Origin of the sequence: Ramlibacter rhizophilus (genome assembly GCF_004681965.1) — a bacterium.
Taxonomy (GTDB): Bacteria; Pseudomonadota; Gammaproteobacteria; order Burkholderiales; family Burkholderiaceae_C; genus Ramlibacter; species Ramlibacter rhizophilus.
The window spans coordinates 215,831-237,247 of record NZ_SMLL01000001.1 but is presented as its reverse complement, the minus strand read 5'-3'; the positions used below and the strand labels follow the sequence as shown (position 1 = coordinate 237,247).

Below are 21,417 nucleotides of genomic sequence, written 5' to 3'. Positions count from 1 at the left end.
GATCGTCCACACCGGCCGTTCCCGAAACGTTCCCGGTGCGGGCTGGAGATCACGCGATGCCACTGCACGCAAGGCTGCTGGGTCCGCTCGTACTCGAGACAGGGCGCAAGCCGCCGCCATCCGACGCCGAGCCGGCCGCGCCCACGCGCCGTGCCACCGAGCTCATCGCGCTGCTGTGCCTGCAGCCCGGGCGCGCGATGGCCAACGAGGCGGCGGTCGAGGCGCTGTGGCCCCACCTGGACCCGCATGCCGCCAGTGCCAACCTGCGCAAGGCAGCGCATCACGCGCGCCACTTCCTGGGCACGGGCGACGCGCTCGTGCTCAAGGGCGGCCAGGTGCTGCTCATGCCGGGCGAGGCGGTCGATTGCGACGCGAGCCGCTTCGAGGCCGCCGCCGACGCGGCGCTCGCCAGCCGCGATGCGCAGGCCTGCAAGGCTGCGGCCGCGCTCTACACGGGCGAGCTGCTGCCGGCCTGGCGGCTGGAGTCCTGGACCGAAGCGCCGCGCCAGCGCCTGCGCGGCAAGTTCCTCGCGCTGCTGCGGCATGCCGGCGAGCTGGAGCGCCTGGTGCGCGAAGACCCGGCCGACGAAGCCGCGCACGAGCAACTCATGCGCGAAGAGCTGGCGGCGGGCCGGCGCTCCTCGGCCCTGCGCTGGTACGGGCACCTGCAGGACCACCTGCAGCAGTCCCTGGGTGTCGCGCCGGGGCCGCGGGTGCAGGCGCTGTACCGGGAATGCGTGGCCGGCCTGGACGTGCCGGCGCCGGCCTTCGTCGGCCGCGCGCTGGAGCTCGTGCGCGCGCTCGCGGCGCTGCGCGCCAGCACCGCCGGCACGCCCGGCGGGCTCCTGCTGCGCGCCGCGCCCGGCATGGGCAAGACGGCGTTCTGCCGCCGCCTGGCCAAGGAGGCGCGGGGGCTGGGCTGGGAGGTGCGCTCGGTGCAGGCCAGCGACTGGACCGAGCCCTACGGCATCACCGCCGACCTGGTCGAACCCCTGCTGTCCGCGAACCCGCAGGCGCTGCAGGCCATCGGCGAGCCGGCGCGCGCCATCCTCGCCGCGCTCACGCCGGCCGCGGGCCACGCGCCGGCGCCGGCGCTGCCGATCAGCCGTCACCAGGTGCTGGGCGCGGTGCGCCGCCTGCTGGCGGCCACCGCGGCCGGGCGGCCGGTGCTCGTCATGGTGGACGACGCGCACGCGGCCGACGACGCCAGCGCCGAACTGCTCACGCAGCTGGCGGCTAGCGGCCCCCCCATCTTCGTGCTGCTGGCCTGCCGCCCGGCCCTGCCGCCGGCGCTGGACCGCAACGTGGCGCGGCTCTTGCGCACCGGGCAGTTGCAGGCCCTGGAGCTGGGCCTGCTGACCGAGGACGAAGCCGTCCTGCTCGCGCAGCGGACGGCGGGCGCGCCGCTCTCGCCCGAGCAGGCGCTCGCCATCGCGCGACAGGCCGAGGGGCTGCCCTTCGCGGTCGTGGAGCTCGCGCACGCGCTCGCCCGTGGCGGGGACGCGCACTTCGAGAATCTGCCGCGCGACGTGTCGGCCGCGCTGGCCGCGCGCCTGTGTGACGAGAATCCGCAGGCGCTGGAAGGCCTGCGACGCCTCGCGCTGGCCGGCGAAGTCTTCGACGTGGCGACCGCCCTTGCGCTCATGGAGGAAGACGGCGCGGACACGCCGGTCCGCCTCGACCGGGCGCTGGCCACGGGCGTGCTCGTGATCGACGAGGCGCACTACCGCTTCCGCCATGCGCTGCTGCGGCATGCGCTGGCCGATGCGATCCCGCCGCACCGGCTTGCGGGCCTGCGGCGCGAGGTCGCCGCGCGGCTGCAGCATGCCGGCGCGGCGCCGGGCCTGGTGGGCCAGCACTGGCTCTCGGCAAGCGACATCGACGCGGCCCTGCCCTTCTGCCTGGAAGCGGCGCGCCAGGCCGCGCGGCTGGGCGCTTTCGAGGACGTCCTGCGTCACGTGGAGCCGCTGCTCGTGCAGCGCCCCGCGCAGCCCGAGGCCCTGGCGCTGCGCGCCGAGGCGATGGACGCGCTGGGCCGGCCCGGCACGCTCGCCGCCTACGACGCCGCCGCCGCGCTCGCGCCCGAGGCCCTGGCCCACGAGCTGCGCGCCAAGCGTGCACTCGCGCAGGTGAAGATGAGCGACCCCGCCGGCGCCCTCGAGTACCTGCGCGACGTGCGCCCCAGCACCGTTCCCGGCCGCCTGGCCGAAGCGCTGGCCTACAGCGGCGCCGCCGCCCTCGGCTTCGGCGACCCGGCCGAAGGCACGCGCCGGGCAGGCGAGGTGCGCCGCCTCGCGCTGGAGACCGGCGACGAAGGCACGCTGGTCATCGCCTCCTGGGCGCAGGCGGCGGCGGCGCATGCGCGCGGCGACCTGCACGGCAGCGTCTGGGCCGACCTGCACGAGACCAGCCACCTGCCGCAGCTGGCCACGCGCGTCTTCGACGGCCACCTGTGCATCACCCAGCGCTTTCTCTATGGCTCGCGGCCCTACGAGGAGGTGATCCGCTTTGCCGACGCGCTGGCCGCCGAGGCGCAGCGCCTGGGCGCGGCGCGTGGGCATGCCTTCGCGGTCACCCTGCGCGGCGAGGCGCTGCTGCTGAACGGACAGCTGGACGCGGCCGAGCAGGACCTGCTGGCGGGCGGGCGCCTGCACCGCGCCATCGGCGGCGCCGCCGGCGAGGCGCTGTGCCTGCAGCGCCGCTCCGAACTCGCCCTGCACCGCGGCCGGCGCGACGAGGTGCGCGCACTGCTGGACGAAGCGCTGGATGTCGCCCGCCAGTCGGGCGTGGGCTTTCATTTGCTGGACCGCATCTACGGCACGCGCATCGCCCTCGCCGCGGGTACCGACGCCGCGCTCGGCGCGCTGGAGGAGGCCGAGGCCGCCGTGCGCGGCCCGCTGGAGACCTGCCCCGGCTGCCGCATCACCTTCGCCATCCCCGCCACCATCGCCGCCGCGCGCGCGCACGAGCTGCCGCGCGCGGCGCAGCACGAGCAGGCCTCGGACTACCTTGCCAACACGGTCATGAAGCTGCCGGCCTGGTATGCCGCGCTGCACGAGGCGCGCGCCCACGTGGCCTGGGCGCAGGGCGATCGCACGCGGGCGCGGGAACGCTTCGCGGCCGCGGCGCAAGGCTTTCGTTCGGCGGGCCACCGCCTGGACGAGGCGCGCTGCCGGGACCTCCCCGGCTGAGAAGCGCGCAACGCGGCGCGCGAGCAACATTGCTGCGCTGCGAAAGACCGCGAAATAACGCACTTTTTGGCGCCTGAGTCCGCCTGCGGGGAAACATCCCGGCTGAGCGCACCAAACTACGGCAGACTTGCGCCCGCAGTGCTCAACAGTAAGCGTCATTCGTCACCGGTGCGAAGTCCGCTCAGGGCCTGCGGAGACTTCCCATGAACGCAGTTCTCGCGCCCCAGCCGCCGACCTCCCATGAACTCGCCCGTGAGCGGGCCATCGCCCTGCTGCGCCGCAACCTGACGCCCCAGGGCATGCTGGCGGCCAGCCGCACGCAGCAGGCCGAAGCGCGCCGCTACACCCGCATCTTCGGCCGCGATGCGGCCATCTGCATCCTCGCGATGACCGGCAGCGGCGACCCCCTGCTGGAGCAGGGCGCCATCGCCAGCCTGGATGCGCTCGCGGCCCAGCAGGCCGGCAACGGCCAGATCGCCAAGTACGTGGACCCCGAAGGCGCGGGCGCGGACTTCTGGTACGTGGGCTGCATCGACGCCACGCTGTGGTGGCTGATCGCCGTGGACCACGTGCGAAGCGCCGGCCAGGTGGAACCCGAGCGCTGGGCGGTGCAGATCGACAAGGCCCTGGCCTGGCTGCATGCGCAGGAGCATCCGCACTTCCGGCTGCTGCAGCAGAACGAAGCCAGCGACTGGGCGGACATCATGCCCCGCTCGGGCTTCGTGCTCTACACCAACGCGCTGTGGGTCGAGGTCAAGCAGCGCTACGGCCTGGAGCAGGCCGAGGCCACGCGCCAGCACTTCGGCGACCTGTTCGACCCCTTCACGCCGCAGCTTCCGAGCTACCCGCGCGCGCGCCTCATGCGCCACTACGCGCGGCGCGGCCAGACGCACGACGGGCTGCTCCTGAGCTTCGTGAACCTCTCGGTCTGCGGCATGGAAGGCGACGTGTTCGGCAACATCCTGGCGGTGCTCAGCGGCGCGGTGGACGAACAAGCTGGAATCCGCATCCTGGAGACCATCCACGCCGCGAGCGCGAGCGATCCCTACCCCGTGCGCGTGGTGCTGCGTCCGCTGGACAAGGGCCACAAGCTCTGGCGCGCCTACATGGGCCGCCACAAGCAGAACCTGCCGCACCAGTACCACAACGGCGGCATCTGGCCCTTCGTGGGCGGCTTCTGGGTGGTGGCCCTGGCCCGCCTGGGCCTGGCCGATCTGGCGCGCCAGGAACTCGAACGCCTGATCGCCATGAACGACGAGGACGACTGGCGCTTCACCGAGTGGTTCCACGGCCAGTCCCTGGCCCGCGGCGGCATGCCGGGCCAGAGCTGGAACGCGGCGGCGCTGCTGCTGGCGCTGGACGCGGTGGAGAAGCTGGAGCGGCCGCCGCGGCGACCCGCCGCAAAGGTGGCCGTGGTCGCCTGAGCAGCTAGTTTTCGAGCCACTCCCGCAGCGCCCGCGTCACCGCCTCGGGCTGCTCCATCGGGCTCATGTGGCCCGCGTCCTCGATCACCACCAGCCGCGCCTGCGGCAGCTCACTGCGCATCTGCTCGTGGCGCGCGAGCGGGCTCCAGGCGTCCTGCCGCCCGCAGACGAGCAGCGTGGGGCAGCGCAGCGACGCGAACACCGGCCGCACGTCGGGGCGGGCCAACAGGGCGCGCTGCTGCGCCTCGAAGCGCTCGGGCGTGCTGCGCTCGATCATGTCCAGGATGTCCTCGAACACCGGCGAGTCCAGGCGCGCCGGGTGCACCATGCCGCGGGCCCATTCGCGGCCCATGGCGCGCATGCCTTCGCGGCGGGCGCGCTCCAGCAGGGCCATGCGCTTGGCGCGCTCCTGCTCGCCGGCCTCGCCGGCCGCGAGCGGCTCGGTGCCGGTGTCCAGCAGGGCGATGCGCTGGAGCCGCTCGGGCGCCAGGCGGGCCACCTCGAGGGCGACGCGCCCGCCCATGGAATGCCCGGCGAGCGCCAGCGGCCCCGCGGGCACCTGGGCCAGCACGGCCCGGGCCATCGCGGTGATGGCGTCGGCATCGCCATAGCTCGCGACTTCGCATGCGGTGAGGGCTGACAGGGCCTCGAACTGGTGGCGCCAGGCGGCGGCATCGCAGAGCAGGCCAGGGAGCAGGACGAGCGTCGGATCGTGCATGGTGGGCGGGTTATCGAACGGGGCGGGATGGTCGCACGCGCGCGGCACGCCTCGGCTTGCGTTTGTCGTGCCAGGTTACACAAGTGACCACTTTGTGCACAACAGCGCGACCGCACACGGCAAGAATGCCTCACGACGACAGTCGAGGGGAGGTCGGAAGCGATGCAGCAAGCATGGATGAGACTGGGCATGGTCACCGCGCTCATGGGCGCCTTGGCGGCATGCGGTGGCGGTGGTGGAGGCGACGCGGCCAGCGCGTCCGACGGCACCGGCTCACCGGTGGCGGTCGCTCCACCCGCACCGGCACCCGGGCCCGCGCCTGCGCCCGCGCCCGCGCCTGCGCCCGCGCCTGCGCCTGCCCCGGCGCCTGCCCCGGCGCCCGCTCCTGCACCCGCCCCTCTGTCGGGCGAACCCGCTGAGCGCGTGAACGTGCAGACGGCCGGCGACCAGCTCCTGGCCGACGTCGGCGCCGTCGCGGGCGGCGGCCATGCCGTGGCCTGGCGCTCGCAGGACGGCTCGCTGTGGCTGCGGCGCTTCGACGCTGCCGGACAGCCTGTGAACGCGGGCATCGCCCTGCCCTTCACCGTGGAGAACGCGGGCGCGCCCGGCGTGCAGGACCTGTCCCTGGCCGTGCTGCCGGATGGCGGCGTGGTGGCGGCCTATGCCGTGTGGCGCGAGCTGCCCGGCACCATGCCGCCGCGTGCGCGCACCGGGGTGTACTGGCAGCGCTTCGATGCCGCGGGCCAGCGCATCACCGCCGAGACGGCGGTCTCGGAGCTGAGCTACGAGCCCAACTACCGCTCGCCCAGCAAGGGCCTGGTCCAGGCGATCGGGCTGGCCGATGGAGGCTTCGTGATCGGCTGGGGCGACATCGCCCCGTCCTCCGTCACCATCCGCTTCACGCTGTCGCAGCAGCACTATGCAGCCAATGGCCAGCCCGTCGGCGCGCCCACCATCCTCGGGCGCGCCGGCTCGCCGGGCGACGCGTCCCTGCGCCTGCTGGCCGACGCCCAGGGCGGCTGGACCGCGGCGGTGGACCAGCAGGACGAGAGCTACCAGCCCGCCAACGTCCTGCTCCACTTCGCCCCCGCGCTGCGCCTGACCCTCTCCGGCGTGCCCGAGGACAGCACATTGCTTGCGCTGTCCAGCGGCCGCTACCTGCGCATCGCGCCGCAGTCCGTGACGCTGCTCGATGCAAGCGGCCAGGCACTGGACAGCGTCGCGCTCGCGGGCTCGCCCCTGTCCGCTGCCGGACTGGCCGGCGGCGGTTTCCTGCTGGCCTCCCAGCTGCCGGACGCACGCGTGCAGCTCGAACGCTTCGACGCGAACGCGCAGCGCCTGGGCGACGCGCTCGTGCTCGACACGGCAGGCGGCGAACCTCGGCTGGAGGCGCTCGTCGGCAGTGGCGCGGTGGCCGCATGGTCCAGCGCCGCCGGTGGCGACTTCGACGTGTACACACAGCGCCTGCGCACGCCCTGAGCGGCGCGCCGCTTGAGCCGGGTCAACCCGAACGCATCGCCGGCGTCGCAGCATGCGGGCATGACGTCCCTGCTGACCCTCACCCTCAACCCGGCCGTGGACGTGTCCACGCGCACGCAGCGGCTCGTGCCCTCGCACAAGCTGCGCTGCGAAGCCGTGCAACGCCATCCTGGCGGCGGCGGCATCAACGTCGCGCGCGTGGCGATGCGCCTGGGCATGCGCGTGCAGGCCGTCTTTCCGGCCGGGGGCAGCAGCGGCGGGCAGCTGCAGGACCTGATGCGCGCCGAGTCGGTGCCGTTCGAAGCGCTGCCCATCGAGGGCGAAACGCGCGAGAACTTCACCGTGCTGGAAGCAGGCAGCGGACATGAGTTCCGCTTCGTGCTTCCCGGACCGGCGCTCACCGACGCGCAGTGGCACGCCTGCATCGACCGCGTGCTGGCGCTGGCGGACGCAGGCAGCTGGGTGGTCGCCAGCGGCAGCCTGCCGCCCGGGGTGCCGCCCACCGCCTACGGTGAGCTCGCCCGCGAGCTTGCGGCCCGGCGGGTTCCGCTGGCCCTGGACACCTCGGGGGCGGGGCTGGCCGCCGGCCTCGCGGCGGGGGTCCACCTGTGCAAGCCCAGCCTGCGCGAGCTGGAGGAGCTGCGCGGCGAAGCGCTGCCCGACGAGGCCGCGCAGCTTCGGGCCTGCCGCGACCTGGTCGAGCGCGGCGCCAGCGCGCTGGTGGCCCTGTCGCTGGGCGCCCAGGGCGCGATGCTGGTCAGCCGCGAAGGCGCCTGGCGCGCGGCGGCCCTGTCCGTGGCCGTGGCCGGCACCATCGGCGCGGGCGACAGCTTCCTCGGCGGCCTGCTCTGGGCCCTGGACCGCGGCGATCCCGCGCCCGAAGCGCTCGCCGAGGCCATGGCGGCCTCCGCCGCCGCCCTGCTCGCGCCCGGCACCACGCTGTGCCGGCCCGAGGACGTGCGCCGCCTGCGGCCGCAGGTGGTGGTCCGTTCGATCTGATGTCTCGTGGAGCGCCTTGCCATGACCTCCGTCCGCATCCCCCACGTCGCCTACTTCTCCATGGAGATCGCCCTCCAGAGCGACGTGCCCACCTACAGCGGCGGCCTGGGCGTGCTGGCCGGCGACACCCTGCGCAGCGCCGCGGACCTGGCGCTGCCCGTCACTGCGGTCACGCTCGCCTCGCGCAGCGGCTACTTCCGCCAGCAGATCGAGGGCGGTCGGCAGCTGGAGCACCCGCAGGCCTGGAATCCGGCCGATCACGCGCGCCATGTCCCGGTCAAGGTGCCAGTGCGTGTCGGCGCGCGCGAGGTCTGGGTCACCGCCTGGGAGTGGCGCATCGAAAGCCACTGCGCCGAATCCCAGCCCGTGTCGGTCCTGCTGCTGGATACCGACCTGCCGGAGAACCACCCCGAGGACCGCGCGCTCACAGGAACGCTGTACGGCGGCGATGCGGCCTACCGGCTCGCGCAGGAGATGGTGCTGGGCATCGGCGGCGTGCGCCTCCTTGCGGCCATCGGGTGTCCGGTGGAGAAGTACCACCTGAACGAAGGCCACGCGGCCCTGCTCACCCTGGAGCTGCTGCGCGAGCAAATGGAGCGCAGCGACTGCGACCTGGACGCCGCCATCGAGGCCGTGCGCCGGCGCTGCGTCTTCACCACGCACACGCCGGTGCCGGCGGGCCACGACCAGTTCGAGCACGACCTGGTCCATTCGCTGCTCGGAACCCTCGCCTCCGCCGAGCTGCTGCGGCGCCTGGGCGGCGCCGAGCGGCTGAACATGACGCTGGTGGCCCTGGAGCTGAGCGGCTGGGTCAACGGCGTCGCGCAGCGGCACGCCGAGGTGTCACGCGCCATGTTCCCGGGCTTCGAGGTGCATGCCATCACCAACGGCGTGCATCCCTGGACCTGGGCCTCGGACGGGCACCGCGCGCTGTTCGACCAGCACGTGCCGCACTGGTGCCACGAGCCCGAACTCCTGATCCATGCCAGCCGCATCCCGCTGGAGGACATCGCCCGCGCGCATGCGCGGGCCAAGGCGAGCCTGCTGGCGCACGCGCAGCGGGTGGCGGAGCCGGTCGCCTTGGCGCCGGATTGCCTGACCATCGGCTTCGCCCGCCGCATGACCAGCTACAAGCGGCCGCTGCTCCTGTTCAGCGACCTGGCGCGCCTGCGGCGCATCGCGCGCCGCTATCCGCTGCAGATCGTCATGGCCGGCAAGGCGCATCCGCGCGACTGGGAGGGCAAGCAGCACATCGAGCAGTTGCATGCCATCGCACGCGAACTCGAAGGCGAGGTGCCGCTGGTCTTCCTTCCCGGCTACGACATGGACCTGGGCCGGCAGATGACGGCCGGCGTGGACCTGTGGCTCAACACGCCGCAGCGTCCGCTGGAAGCCTCGGGCACCAGCGGCATGAAGGCGGCGCTCAACGGCGTGCCCAACCTGAGCGTGCTGGACGGCTGGTGGCTGGAGGGCTGGGAGGAAGGCGTGACCGGATGGGCGGTCGGACCGGACGGCCCGCACGATCCGGCCGTGGACTCCCTGTCCCTGCACGACCAGCTGGAGCAGGTGATCGCGCCGCTGTTCTACGAGGACCCCCAGGCCTGGCTGCACGTGTGCCGCGAAGCCATCGCCCGCAACGGCTCGCAGTTCAACTCGCACCGCATGCTCAGGCGCTACGTGCTGGAGGCGTACACGCGCTAGCGGGCGGACGCCTAGGAGCGCGCCGTCGGCAGCTTCAGCACGAAGCTCGCGCCCCGCCCCGGCCCGTCGCTGTGGGCCTGAACGCTGCCGCCGTGCGCCTGCGCGATCTGGCGCACCAGCGCGAGGCCGATGCCCAGGCCGCCCTGGCGCGCGTCGGTGCCGGCCTCCTCCTGGTGGAAGAGGTCGAAGATGCGCTCCAGCGAGGGGCGCGCCAGGCCGATGCCGTTGTCGGACACGCAGATGACCGCGCCCTGCCGCGCGCAGGACAGCTGCACCTCGATGCGTCCGCCCGGCGCGGTGTACTTGGCCGCGTTGGTGAGCAGGTTGCACAGCGCGCGGTCGAGCCTGAGGGCGTCACCCTGGAGCACGACGTCCGGCTCGGGCATCAGCACGCGCAGCGCGTGGCCGCGCGCGTCCAGGAGCGGCGTGCACGCCTCCACCGCATGGCGCACCACGTCCTGCAGCACCACGCAGTCGGTCATCGGGGCGGCGCTGCGTCCGAGCTTGACGCTGGCCAGGTCGGCCAGCTCGTCGATCAGGCTGCCGATGCTGCCGGCCTGGTGGCGCACGATGCGGACCATGCGCTCCACCGGCCCCGAGACCTGGCCCGGGCGCCGCGCGAGCACCTCCATCGCGCCGCGGATCGCGGCCACGGGCGTGCGCAGCTCGTGGACCAGCTTGGTGAGGAAGACGTCCTGGTTCTGGGCGGCGAGGCGCTGCGCCTCGCCGAGCCGGTGGCGCTCGGTCACGTCGTGCCACTGCAAGAAGATGCCCGCCATGTCGCCGCGCTCGTCGAAGACGGGCTGGAAGACCAGGTCGGCGAAGAGCTCGCGCGCGTCGGGGCGCGTTCCGATGCGCACCGCCACGCCCCGCCCCACGTAGGGCTCGCGCGTGGTCCACAGCCGATCGAGCAGTTCCTCGAAACCCTGGCCGCGGACACCGGAGAGCACGTCGAACGCCGGGCGGCCGCACAACTCGGAAGCGGGCTGGCCGATCCACTCGGCATAGGCGTCGTTCACGAAGGCGAAGACATGCTGGCGGCCCATGACCAGCGCGATGAAGGCAGGCGCGTGGCGCAGGCACTGCTCCAGCACGGCCGGGATCCCCGCGGCGGGGATCCCCGCGGGCAGCGAGGGCAGCGCGCAGGCGCGCTCGCTGGATCGGGCTGCGCCGCCCGGACGTGGCTGGTGCTGGGACATGGCGGTCGGCCGAAGCCTGTGGGGTGCCGACCAGTGTAGTCCCGCCGGTCGGGTGCGACTCAGAGGATTCCCTAGGAGGGTCTTTCAGGCCAGCGGCCCGCCGCTTCGCTCCAGCCGCCGCGACACGGCCTGCGCGAGCAGGCGCTCGTCGCCGCCGGAGACCAGCGTGAACCACCGGCGCGCGCGCGTGATGCCGGTATAGACCAGCTCGCGCGTGAGCACGCGGCTGTCCTGCGCCGGCAGCACCAGCGCCGCATGCGAGAACTCGGAGCCCTGCGACTTGTGCACCGTCATTGCGAACACCGTCTCCACGGACGAGAGCCGGCTCGGAAGCACCCAGCGCACCGGCTGGTTCGCACCGCCGCCAGCGAAGGCCACGCGCAGCTTCCACTGCAGCTCGCCGCCCGCGTCGGGCACCGGCGTGGCCAGCGTGATGCCGACGTCGCCGTTCATGAGGCCCAGGGCATAGTCGTTGCGCGTGACCATGACCGGGCGGCCCAGGCTCCAGCCCTGCGCCGTGCCGAGCAGGCCGGCTTCGCACAGCCAGGCGCCCACCTGCCGATTGAGCTGCTCCACCCCCTGCGGTCCGCGGCGCACCGCGCACAGCAGCTGGAACTCGCCGAAGGCGGCGAGCACGCCGCGCGCCCAGGCGTCGAGGGCCTCGGGCGAGGCGTCCAGCGCGGGCTGCGTCGCCTGCAGCAGGCGCAGGTAGTGCGCGTGGCCGAGTGGACCGGTGGGCCCGTCGAACAGGTCGGGCGTCGAGGCACCGGCGGCGGTCCCGTGCAGCGCGAGCTGGCGCAGGGCGCCCGGGTCCCGCGGCAGCCAGACGAAGGCCAGGTCCGGCAAGCGGCGCCGGGCCAGGCGCGGCAGCGCCTCCGCGCGGCCCGCGTTCACCGCCTCGGCGAGCTGGCCGATGCCGCTGTCACCCTGGAAGCGCCAGCTGCGACGCAGCTTGACCACCGCCTGGTCCCAGGCGAGGCCCTGCGGGTCGACGAATTCCTCGGGCAGCCGCTGGCCGGTGAGCTCGGCCAGCGCCTGCCGCGTGGCCGGTGTGTAGTGCCCCGCGTCGGCGCGCCGGCACAGTGCGCCCAGCACGGCGCCGGCTTCCACCGACGCGAGCTGGTCCTTGTCGCCCAGGAGGATGAGGCGGGCCGCGGGCGGCAGCGCCTGCAGGAGGGCGGCCATCATCTCCAGGTCCACCATGGAGGCCTCGTCCAGCACCAGCACGTCCAGCGGCAAGGGCTGGCCCGCGTGGTGCCGGAAATGGCGGCTGTGCGGCAGGCTGCCCAGGAGGCGGTGCAGCGTGACGACCTGCGTGGGGATGGCCGCGCGCACGGCTTCGCCCTCGGGCAGCGCCTGCAGCGGGAGGCTGCGCACGGCCCCGGCGATGGACTCGTTCAGGCGCGCCGCGGCCTTGCCGGTGGGCGCGGCCAGCCGGATGCGCAGCGGCCGCCCCGCCGCGCGGCCCGCGAGCTGCCCGCCCAGCGCCAGGTGCTGCAGGGCGGCCAGCAGCTTGACCACCGTGGTGGTCTTGCCCGTGCCCGGCCCGCCGGTGATGACGCCGATGCGGCGCCGCACCGCGACCGCGCAGGCGGCCTTCTGCCAGTCGAACGCCTCCGGCCCTGCGTCGCCGGGGAAGAGGGCGTCCAGCACCTCGCGCAGGGCCGCGGCCGGCGGGCCCTGCGCATCGTCCAGGCGCGCGGCGATGCCGGCGCGCACCACGCGCTCGTGCTCCCAGTAGCGCCGCAGGTACAGGCGCCCGTCTTCCAGCACCAGCGGACCGGCGCCCTCCCCGGCGCCGACCAGCGCCGGATGCCGCAGGCGGCTCGCCCAGCCCGCCGCGTCCAGGCCGGCCAGCAGGGCCGCGGGAGGCTCCGGCGCGGACGGCACGCCGGCAGCTTCAGCGGTCCAGCCCTCGGGGGGCAGGTCCAGCGTGCCGACGGGATCGCGCAGCACCGCGCCCAGCACCAGGCACGGGTGGCCGCGTCCGAGCTGGTGGCTGGCCAGGGCGGCGGCCAGCAGCAGGGCCGCGTCGGCATCCGGCGCCTCGCGCGCGAGGAAGCCGGCGAAGGCGGCGTCCACCGCGCGCAGCCAGCCGGCGTCCACCCAGGCCTGCAGCGTGCGCAGCAGCGCGTCCGTCCCGGGCGGCACGTCGGCGCTCCGGTGCAGGTTCATGGCCTGGCCTCCCCGGCAAAGAGCGCATCGAGCGCCTCGATGAGGGCCCGTGGCGGGCGGTCCGCGTGCAGGCCGCGTACCGGCCCGGCGTGCCCGCGCAGGAACAGGTAGGCGGCCCCGCCGACGTGGCGCTCGTAGTCGTAGCCGGGCAGGCGCGCGCGCAGGTGCCGGTGCAGGGCGAAGACGTACAGCACGTACTGCAGTTCGTAGCGATGCCGCAGCACCTCGCGGCGCAGGGCCGCGGCGTCGTAGTCGGCGTCGTGCTCGCCCAGGGCGTTGGACTTGTAGTCGGCCACCCACCAGCGGCCCGCGTGCTCGAAGACCAGGTCGATGAAGCCCTTGAACATGCCGTGCAGCGCCTGCGGCGCCAGCGCCGGCCGCGGTTCGCCGGGAAGCTGGTGGCGGCGCACCAGCCGGTCCAGCGCGCCGGCGTCGACGCGGGCGGTGGCGAACCAGAACTCCATCTCCACCTGGTAGTGGCGCAGGTCCCGGGGCGCGGTCGGCGCAGCGCCGGGAAGGACCAGCGGCGTGCGCAGCCAGCCCGCCAGCCAGTCGGCCATCAGCGGCGCGTGCGCCTGCCAGCCGCGCGCGCGGCAACGCCGTTCGACCTCGGCGCGCACCAGCGCCGGCTGCTCGGCCAGGCGACCGAAGCCTTCGCGGCCGGCCCATTCCAGCAGGCCGTGCAGGAACGTGCCGGTGGATGCGCCACGCGGCAGGCCATGCAGCTCGATGGCCGGGTCGGCCCCTGCCGGGCGCGCGCCGGGGACGGCGGCCTCGCCGGCTTCGAGGAAGGTGTCCTCGCCGGCGGTCTCGGGCGCGGCGAGCTCCTCGTACGGGTCCTCGCCCTGCATGCGCAGGCGCGAATAGCTCGCCACCCACCAGGGCGGGCGCGGGGCGGGCAGGGGCGGCTCGGGCGCCCAGCGGCGCAGCGGAGCCGGCTCCTCGAAGCGCTCGGCCGGCGCGGCCGGCGCAGGCGCGACGGCGATACCCTCGCACTCGCCGGGCAGCGTGCGCAGCGCCACCTGCAAGGCGTCGGCCTCGAAAGGCCCCGCGCCCACCAGCAGCCGGCCGAGCGCACTGCGGTGCGGCTCCCGGACCGGCGCGACGCCGATCCAGGTGGCATGGCGGGCCCGGGTCAGCGCGACGTACAGCTTGCGCAGGTCCTCGGCCAGGCGCTCGCGGTCGGCGGCGGCGAGCTGCGCGTCGTCGGGTGCCAGGCTCAGGCGCAGCCGGCCGCCCTCGTGCCAGCGGATCGGGAGGTCGGCGGCCTTGACGGGGCGGAAGCTGCAGCCGAAGGGCAGGAACACCAGCGGGTATTCCAGGCCCTTGGACTTGTGCACCGTGACCACCTTGAGCAGTTCGGCATCGCTCTCCAGGCGCAGGATGCGATCGTCCTGCCCGCCCGGCCCGGGTTCGCCGCGCTGCTCGTGCAGGAAGCGCAGGAGCGCATGCTCGCCCTCGAGGCGCGTACTGGCCTCCTGCAGCAGCTCGGCCAGGTGCAGCACGTCGGTGAGCCGGCGCTCGTCGCCGCCCGCCAGCAGGCGCCGCGGCACGCCGAAGTCATGCAGCAGCCGCCGCAGCATGGGCAGCACGCCCTGGCGGCGCCACTGCTCGTGCAGGCGGCGGAACTGCAGCACCGCCTCCTCCCACGCCGCCTCGTCGGTGCCGAGGCGATCGAGTGCGGTCCAGTCCAGCCCCAGCAGCGGCGAGGCCAGCGCGGCGCGCAGCAGGCGCTCGTCGTCCGGGGCCGCGCAGGCCGCCAGCAGGCGCTGGACGTCGGCGGCAGCCTCGCTGCGAAAGACCGAGTCCTGGTCCGAGAGGTAGACGCTGCGCACGCCCGCGCGGCGCAGCGCCGCGCGCACCGCCTGCGCCTCGCGGCCGGTGTTGACCAGCACCGCCATGTCGCCGGGCCGCACGGGCGCCAGCGGCGCACCGGGCCGCTGGAAGCCCGCCTGCCCCGCGCGGCCCAGGCGAAGCAGGCGCAGGACCTCCGCCGCGCAGGCGGCGGCGAGCGCGCGCGTGTCCTCGGCCTCGTGCCACCAGAAGGTGAGCGCGGGCGCGGCCTGCCCCTCGACGTGCCAGGCTTCGGCCCGGCCCTGCGCCCGCACCGGCAGGAAGGGCAGCGGATTGCCCGCCGGCCCCGCGAACAGGAAGGCGCCCTCGCCGTCCGCGCGCGCCTCGGCGCGCGAGAAGAGGTGGTTCACCGTCCGCACCATGGCCTCGGCGCCGCGGAAGTTGGTGCCCAGGGTGCTGTGGCGGCCTTCGGTGTCCGCCCGGGCGGCGAGGTAGCTGTGGATGTCCGCGCCGCGGAAGGAGTAGATGGCCTGCTTGGGGTCGCCGATCAGCACCAGGGCCTGCTGCGGCCGGTTCTCGCGCACGCCGTAGATGGCGTCGAAGATGCGGTACTGCAGGGCGTCGGTGTCCTGGAACTCGTCGATCAGCGCCGCGGGGAACTGCTCGCGGATGCTGCGCGCGAGGCGCTCGCCCTGGCCGGGACGGCGCAGCGCCGCATCCAGCTGCACCAGCATGTCGTCGAAGCCCATCTCGGCCCGGCGGCATTTCTCCAGGGCCAGCCGCTCGGCCACCCAGTGCACGGCGTGGTGCTGCACGGGCAGGCGCCCGTCCGGGAGCGTGGCCAGGCGCGCCGGCAGCGACGCCAGGTCGTCCAGCGCCGGATGCCGCAGCGGCGGGCCGCCCAGGAGCGCCTCGTCCAGCCCACCCGGCGTGAGGCGCGCGTACGCGGTCTCGGTCAGGGCCGGCGCCCGCGCATCGCCTTCGGCCCACTCGCGCAGCGCCTCCAGCCAGGCCTTGCGGCGGCCGAGTTTCTGGCCGTTCAGGCGGCGCTCGGCGACGGCCCCCTCGATCAGGCCGGAGAGCTCTCCCACCCAGCGCGCCCAGGGCCGCTTCCATTCGGCCAGCCGCTCGCCGGCCTCCTCGCCCGCCTCGCGCAGGGCCTGCGCGGGTGCCGCGCCCGGCGCCAGGAGCTCGCGGTGCACGAGCAGCTTGCGCACCGCGCCCGCCAGCGCTTCGGGCTGTGGCCACCAGTCGGCCACGGCCAAGGCCTGCGCGGGCGGCAGCGGATAGACGAAGCTGCGCCACCAGTCACGCACGGCTTCCTGCATCAGCGCCTCGGTGTCCGGCTGCAGGGTCTGGCTGAACAGGCTCGCGCTGTCGAAGGCGTGCTCGCGCAGCATGCGCTGGCACCAGCCGTGGATGGTGGAGATCGCGGCCTCGTCCATCCATTCGGCCGCCTGCTGCAGCCGGCGCGCGCACTCGGGCCATCGGGCGGGCGGGTAGCTGGCGCGCAGTTCATGCAGCAGGTCCGGCGTGCCACCTGCCGGCGCGACCTCGCCGGGGGCGAGACGGAAGGCGGCGGCGCCTTCGGCCAGACGGTGCCGGATGCGGTCCCGCAGTTCCTGCGTGGCCGCTTCGGTGAAGGTGACCACCAGGATCTGCGGCGGATCGAGCGGGCGATCGAAAGCGGCCTCGCCGCCGTGGCCCAGCACCAGGCGCAGGTAGAGCGCGCCGATGGTGAAGGTCTTGCCGGTGCCGGCGCTGGCCTCCACCAGCTGCGAGCCACGCAGCGCAAAGCGCAGGGGGTCCATGAGGCGCGGGCTCACCGGACGACCCTCCGCACGGCGGGCGCCGGTGATGAACGCTTGGGGCGATCCGGCACGCTCATGGGGCCTCCGGCCTGTTCCTGGGCGCCTGCTGCAGGGGCCGCAGCAGGCGCTCGGCCAGGCGTGCGAACTCGCCCTCGCTCCAGAGCGTGGCGAAGTCCGGGAAGGCGCGCCCGAGGTAGGGGTCGCGGCGGCACTCGGCTTCCTGGCCGAAGGCGGGCTCGTGGTCCTCGTAGCAGCGGCGCGCGGCCTCGCGCGCAGCCGCCTCGCCCTTGCCGTCCACCGCGGCGATCCAGGCGCACGCGGCCTGCATGGCAAAGGGCAGCGGCCGCGCGAGGCCCTCGGCCATCGCCGCCGCGAGGTCCTGCCAGATCGCGCGGGCCTGGTCCGGGGCCAGGGGCGACAGGCGCAGCGTGCCGGCCTTGCTGCAGACGATGCTGCTCATCGCCTGCCCGCCCAGGTGGCCGGCCAGGTGCATGACCCAGTGGCCCGCCAGCTTGTCCAGGCGCCAGTGCTTGTTCTTCACCAGGCCGGTGCTGTCGATGACCAGCCGGCAGCGCTCGCCCCGCGCGTTGCCGCGCAGGTCGGAAAGCCAGTCCTGCAGCCAGGGGCCGTCCAGTGCGCAGGCCGCGCTGTCCACCAGCTCGGCCTGCAGCTCGATCGGCCAGTCGGCCCGCGCGCGCTCGTAGGCGTGGAAGAGCGCCTCCATGGGTTCGGCCAGCGCCTCGCGCACCGGCGCGGCCAGCGCGCCCACCGGCAGGCATCCGCGGGCGTCCAGCGCCTCCAGGCCGGCGGCGAGCACGGCGGCGCGGTCGCCGCCCCGGTCCAGCGCGGCGCGCTGCGCGGCGATCAGTTCGTCCTGCAGCTTCCAGTGCTGCAGCGCGTCGAGCGCGAAGGGCTCCTGGTCGTCCTCCAAGGCGCCCTCGGCGTCGAAGTGCACGCGCAGGCGCTGGTTGAAGAAGAAGCGCACGGGGGCGCGGGCGAAGCCGGCGAACTCGCGCAGCGTGAAGGGCTCCTCGCGCGGCAGGAGTGCGAGCGCCGGTGCGGGTGCGTCGCCGGGGCCGTCTTCGCGCGCATGCCGCCACTCGCGCGCGTAGCTGGCGATGCGGGGGTCCCGGCCGTCGAAGTAGGCTTCGTCGAAGGGCTGCAGGCGGTGCTCGCAGCTGAGGGCCTCGAGCAGCGCCCGTCCGGCCTCGACGCCGCCGCGCGCGTCGCCTTCCAGGCGCCAGCAGGCGGCGAGGTGGTCGCGCAGCTGCGCCACCAGCACCGAGGCCGGGCGCTCCTGGTTGTCGCGGATGCTGCGGCCGACCCAGCTCACGTGCAGATGGTCCCGGGCGGACAGCAGGGCTTCCAGGAACAGGTAGCGGTCGTCCTCGCGGCGCGATCGGTCCCCCGCGCGCCAGTCGTGGGCCATGAGGTCGAAGTCCGCGGGCGGGCGGCTGCGCGGGTAGTCGCCGTCGTTCATGCCGAGCAGCGCGATGCGCCGGAAGGGAATGGCCCGCATGGGCATGAGCGAGGCGAAGGTGACGCCCCCGGTGAAGAAGGTCTGCGAGAGCGAGCCGCGTTCGATGCGCGCGAGCCAGTGCTCGCGCACCACGGCCAGCGGCAGCGCGTCCTCCAGGGCGGCATCGGCGCACTCGCGCGCCCAGTCGTGCAGCGCGCCGCGCAGGCGCAGCACCAGCAGCGCCTGCGCACTGCCGTCCGGCGCGTCGAAGAAGTCGTCCAGCAGCGCCTCCAGCCGCTCGCGCCAGGCCGACGGCGGCACGGGCTCGGCCAGGGCGCGCCCATGGCGCTCCAGCAGGTCCACCAGGCGCGCGAGCGGGCCGAGCAGCGCCGCGTCCAGTCCGCCGATCTCGTCCATGGGCGCGACGCCCTGCCAAGGCTGGCCGCGGCCCACGGCGTAGCCCAGGAACATGCGGCGCAGGCCGAAGGCCCAGCTGTTCTGCTCCAGCCCCGGCGGCAGGCCCAGGCTTTCGCGCTGCGCCGCGTCCAGGCCCCAGCGCACCTGCGCCTGCGCGATCCAGCGGCGCAGCAGCGGCAGGTCCTCCTCGGCCAGGCCCAGGCGCCGGCGCAACGCGGGCACCTCCAGCAGGTCCAGCACCTCGCTGGCCGGCACGCGCGAGCGGGGCAGCGCGAGCAACTGCGCCAGCGCGGCGACCAGCGGCTCGTGGTGCCCCGGGCCGCGGTCGGCGATGCCGAAGGGAATGTGGCGCGCGTCGCCGCGCGCGGCCTGCCCGAAGACGGCCTGGATGTGCGGCGCGTAGGCGGCGACGTCCGGCACCATGACCATCACGTCGCGCGGGCTGAGCGTGGGATCGGCCGCGAAGGCGGCGAGCAGGCGGTCGTGCAGCACCTCGACTTCGCGCAAGGGGCCGTGGGCGATGTGGAAGGCGATGGAGCGGTCGTCGCGGGAGACATCCGGCCACAGGGCGCGGGTCTCGGCGGGGTCGCGCAGCTCCAGGATGTCGTCCTGCAGGCGGTGCAGCAGCGACGGCGACCCGCCTGGCGCGGCGTTGGGCTCGAAGCAGTCCACCTGCCGCAGGACCTGCTCGAAGCGCCGGTCGTAGCCCTCGCGCTCGTCGTGCGCGTCGAGCAGGCGGATGAAATCGCGGCCCTGCCGGCCCCAGGCGGCCAGCAGCGGATGGCTGGGCGCGTCGGGCGCATTCGCCGGCAGGCGGCGCGGACGCTGGCGGCGGCGCTCGGCGCGCAGCAGCTCGTGCCCCGGCAGGATGCGGGACCAGTCGTGCCGGCAGGGGTTGTGCACGCACAGCAGCACCTGGCACCAGCGCGCGAGCGCCGCGAGCGTCTCCAGCACCTGCTGCGGCATGGAGGACACCCCCAGCACCGAGATGCGCCGCGGCAGGCCCGCAGGCCGCGCGCGGCCCGGCTCGCGCGCGGCGTGCAGGAAGCGTTCGTGCACCTCCGCCCGGCTGCGGCTGGCGGCGCGCTCGCCCACGTCGGCGCGCAAGGCGCGCCAGAGCGCGGGCTGCCACAGCGCCTCGCCGGGCAGCGGCTGCGTTTCGCCGCGCTGCGTGATCGTGTCCTGCCCTTCGGCCCAGGCGCCGAGCCAGTCGGCGCGCCAGACCTGGTACTGGTCGAACAGGTCCGCCAGGTGTTCGCACAGCTGGTGCAGGCGCCGCCCGGGCACGTCGGCGCCCGCGGCCTCCCCCAGGCCCTCGTCGGCGCGCAGGAAGCGGCGCAGGGGCTCGAAGGCGGGCTGCTCCAGCAGGGCGGGCAGCAGGCGCATGAGGCGCCAGACCAGGCGCGGCTTGTCGAATGGGGACTCCGCCGGCACCTCGCCCGGCCCCAGCAGCGCGCGGTAGGCCGTCCAGGTGAACTGCGCCGGAAGCTGCGTCTGCACGGCGGCCGCAATGCCCATGCCGCCCTGCCCTTCATCGCTCGCCATGTGCAGCTTGAACCACTGCGCCACGCCGTTGCTCTGCACCAGCACGACCTCGTTTTCCAGCGGGTGCAGGGGCGTGGCGGCCATCCAGGTGGACAGCAGGGCGCGCAGGGTCTCGGGATGGTTGCCGTGCAGCACCATGAAGCCGGGCTGCACGGCATCGGCCCTCTCGGGCGGATCGGAAACGCCCGGCACGCTCACGGCTGCGCGGGGCCGGGGGCCGGGTACTTGCGCGCGTTGAGCGCCATCTTGCGGCGCACCGCCTCGTCCAGGTCGATCTCCAGCACGGCGGCCAGGCGCACGAGGTACAGGAGCACGTCGGCGATCTCCTCGCGAACGGCCTGCGCGGTCGCGGGCGCCTGCGCGACCGCGCGCGACTCGTCCTCGGTGAGCCACTGGAAGATCTCGCTCAGTTCGCCCACCTCGCCGGTCAGCGCCATCACCAGGTTCTTGGGCGCGTGGAACCGCGCCCAGTCGCGCGCGGCCGCGAAGCGTTCCAGTTCGGCCATGAGCGGCCGGGCGTCGATGAGGAAAGGATCGGGCGATGTCATGGGGACCTCAAGCCTGCCACACGCCGAAGCCGCGTCGCCGCAGCGCGATGCCCAGCTCCACTTCCACCACGCGCGCGGCTTCGTAGGGCATGGGGTTGTAGGCCTCGTACAGCTCGGGCAACAGGCGCAGGCCGAACGCCATCACGAAGCGGTTGGCCTGGATGCCGGCCTTGTGCTTGTCGAAGCGGACATCCGGGTCGAGCCCCGTCATGCCCACGTACACGAAGGGGCAGCCCTCCCGCCACTGCGGGTTGGCACGCCGGAAGCGCGGCCGTTCCCACACGGCGCGCGCGAGTTCGACGACATAGACGTAGTGATGATCCGGTGCGCGTGGCATGCGAAAGCTCGGCCGCGCGAGTATGGACCCGCCAGGACCCCGGCCGCGCAAAAGCCGCGCGGAAAAATTCCGTCGCGGCCGATCGGCGGGCCCCACGCGCCCACCGGCCGCTACACTCACGCCCTTTTGGAAAGGAGACTTCATGAAAAAAGGCGAACTCGTCGAAGCACTGGCCCAGGCCACCGGAGAGTCCCAGGCCGCCGCCGCCAAGCACCTCGATGCCTTCATCGAGGTCATCAGCCAGCAGATGGCTTCGGGTGACGAAGTGACGATCACCGGCTTCGGCAGTTTCAAGGCCAGCAAGCGCGCTGCGCGCACCGGCCGCAACCCCAGCACCGGCGCGGCCATGGAAATCCCCGAGTCCACCGCCGTGCGCTTCACCCCCGGCGCCAAGCTCAAGGCCGCCGTCAACGGTCAGTAAACCGCCTGGGTCCTGCGGACCTCCGTTCGCCCTGAGCGTTCATCACCGCGGCCGAGGCCGCGTTGGAAGACATGGCTCGATCAAACACATCCGTTCGCCCTGAGCCTGTCGAAGGGCCTGTCCTGAGCCTGTCGAAGGGCTCGTGTGGTGGGTCTCGCGCGATGGGCTTCGACAGGCTCAGCCCGAACGGGTTGGACCC

13 protein-coding genes are annotated in these 21,417 nt (G+C 74.3%); 6 read left to right on the top strand and 7 right to left on the bottom strand.

What is annotated here, in order from left to right; translation table 11 throughout:
• The first annotated feature begins 56 nt into the window (after positions 1 to 56).
• A complete protein-coding gene (locus tag EZ242_RS01105; RefSeq protein ID WP_135283266.1) occupies positions 57 to 3,191 on the top strand; it encodes an ATP-binding protein in 3,135 nt (1,044 codons plus the stop codon).
• Positions 3,192 to 3,394: 203 nt separating this feature from the next.
• Positions 3,395 to 4,615: a glycoside hydrolase 100 family protein gene (locus tag EZ242_RS01100; RefSeq protein ID WP_135283265.1), complete on the top strand. Its 1,221-nt coding sequence runs from the start codon at positions 3,395 to 3,397 to the stop codon at positions 4,613 to 4,615.
• A gap of 4 nt (positions 4,616 to 4,619) precedes the next feature.
• Here EZ242_RS01100 and EZ242_RS01095 read toward each other — a convergent pair whose 3' ends face one another.
• The gene (locus tag EZ242_RS01095; RefSeq protein WP_135283264.1) at positions 4,620 to 5,333 is read right to left on the bottom strand and encodes an alpha/beta fold hydrolase; all 714 of its coding nucleotides are present in this window, start codon (positions 5,331 to 5,333) and stop codon (positions 4,620 to 4,622) included.
• A gap of 189 nt (positions 5,334 to 5,522) precedes the next feature.
• On the opposite strand from EZ242_RS01095, the gene EZ242_RS22500 reads away from it, so the two are divergent.
• From EZ242_RS22500 to glgP, 3 genes are read left to right on the top strand one after another with little or no spacing between them, the layout of a single operon-like run.
• A complete protein-coding gene (locus EZ242_RS22500; RefSeq protein WP_276606527.1) occupies positions 5,523 to 6,812 on the top strand; it encodes a hypothetical protein in 1,290 nt (429 codons plus the stop codon).
• A 60-nt stretch (positions 6,813 to 6,872) separates the two neighbouring features.
• Positions 6,873 to 7,811 (top strand): 1-phosphofructokinase family hexose kinase, encoded by a 939-nt coding sequence (locus tag EZ242_RS01085; RefSeq protein ID WP_135283263.1) that lies wholly within the window; start codon positions 6,873 to 6,875, stop codon positions 7,809 to 7,811.
• Positions 7,812 to 7,832: 21 nt separating this feature from the next.
• Positions 7,833 to 9,512, top strand: coding sequence for an alpha-glucan family phosphorylase (glgP, locus tag EZ242_RS01080; RefSeq protein ID WP_135283262.1), 1,680 nt, complete (start codon positions 7,833 to 7,835; stop codon positions 9,510 to 9,512).
• An 11-nt stretch (positions 9,513 to 9,523) separates the two neighbouring features.
• Here the strand turns inward: glgP and EZ242_RS01075 are convergent, their stop codons facing one another.
• The 6 genes from EZ242_RS01075 to EZ242_RS01050 form a co-directional block, all read right to left on the bottom strand.
• Positions 9,524 to 10,711, bottom strand: coding sequence for a sensor histidine kinase (locus EZ242_RS01075; RefSeq protein WP_135283261.1), 1,188 nt, complete (start codon positions 10,709 to 10,711; stop codon positions 9,524 to 9,526).
• Positions 10,712 to 10,795: 84 nt separating this feature from the next.
• Positions 10,796 to 12,886 carry an exodeoxyribonuclease V subunit alpha gene (gene recD / locus EZ242_RS01070; RefSeq protein WP_135283260.1) on the bottom strand — a complete coding sequence of 697 codons (2,091 nt, stop codon included), beginning with the start codon at positions 12,884 to 12,886 and terminating at the stop codon, positions 10,796 to 10,798.
• Complete coding sequence (gene recB, locus EZ242_RS01065; RefSeq protein WP_240786937.1) at positions 12,883 to 16,506, bottom strand: exodeoxyribonuclease V subunit beta; 3,624 nt, start codon at positions 16,504 to 16,506, stop codon at positions 12,883 to 12,885. The genes recD and recB overlap by 4 nt, the downstream gene beginning before the upstream one ends.
• A gap of 58 nt (positions 16,507 to 16,564) precedes the next feature.
• Positions 16,565 to 20,110 (bottom strand): exodeoxyribonuclease V subunit gamma, encoded by a 3,546-nt coding sequence (gene recC / locus EZ242_RS01060; RefSeq protein ID WP_240786936.1) that lies wholly within the window; start codon positions 20,108 to 20,110, stop codon positions 16,565 to 16,567.
• Positions 20,107 to 20,460 carry a nucleotide pyrophosphohydrolase gene (locus tag EZ242_RS01055; RefSeq protein ID WP_135283259.1) on the bottom strand — a complete coding sequence of 118 codons (354 nt, stop codon included), beginning with the start codon at positions 20,458 to 20,460 and terminating at the stop codon, positions 20,107 to 20,109. Before EZ242_RS01055 ends, recC begins: the two co-directional genes overlap by 4 nt.
• Before the next feature lie 7 nt (positions 20,461 to 20,467).
• On the bottom strand, positions 20,468 to 20,797 hold the full coding sequence (locus EZ242_RS01050; RefSeq protein WP_135283258.1) for a hypothetical protein: 330 nt from the start codon (positions 20,795 to 20,797) through the stop codon (positions 20,468 to 20,470).
• A gap of 142 nt (positions 20,798 to 20,939) precedes the next feature.
• Between EZ242_RS01050 and EZ242_RS01045 the strand changes: the two genes are divergently transcribed.
• The gene (locus EZ242_RS01045; protein ID WP_135283257.1) at positions 20,940 to 21,218 is read left to right on the top strand and encodes an HU family DNA-binding protein; all 279 of its coding nucleotides are present in this window, start codon (positions 20,940 to 20,942) and stop codon (positions 21,216 to 21,218) included.
• The last annotated feature ends 199 nt before the right edge of the window (positions 21,219 to 21,417 follow it).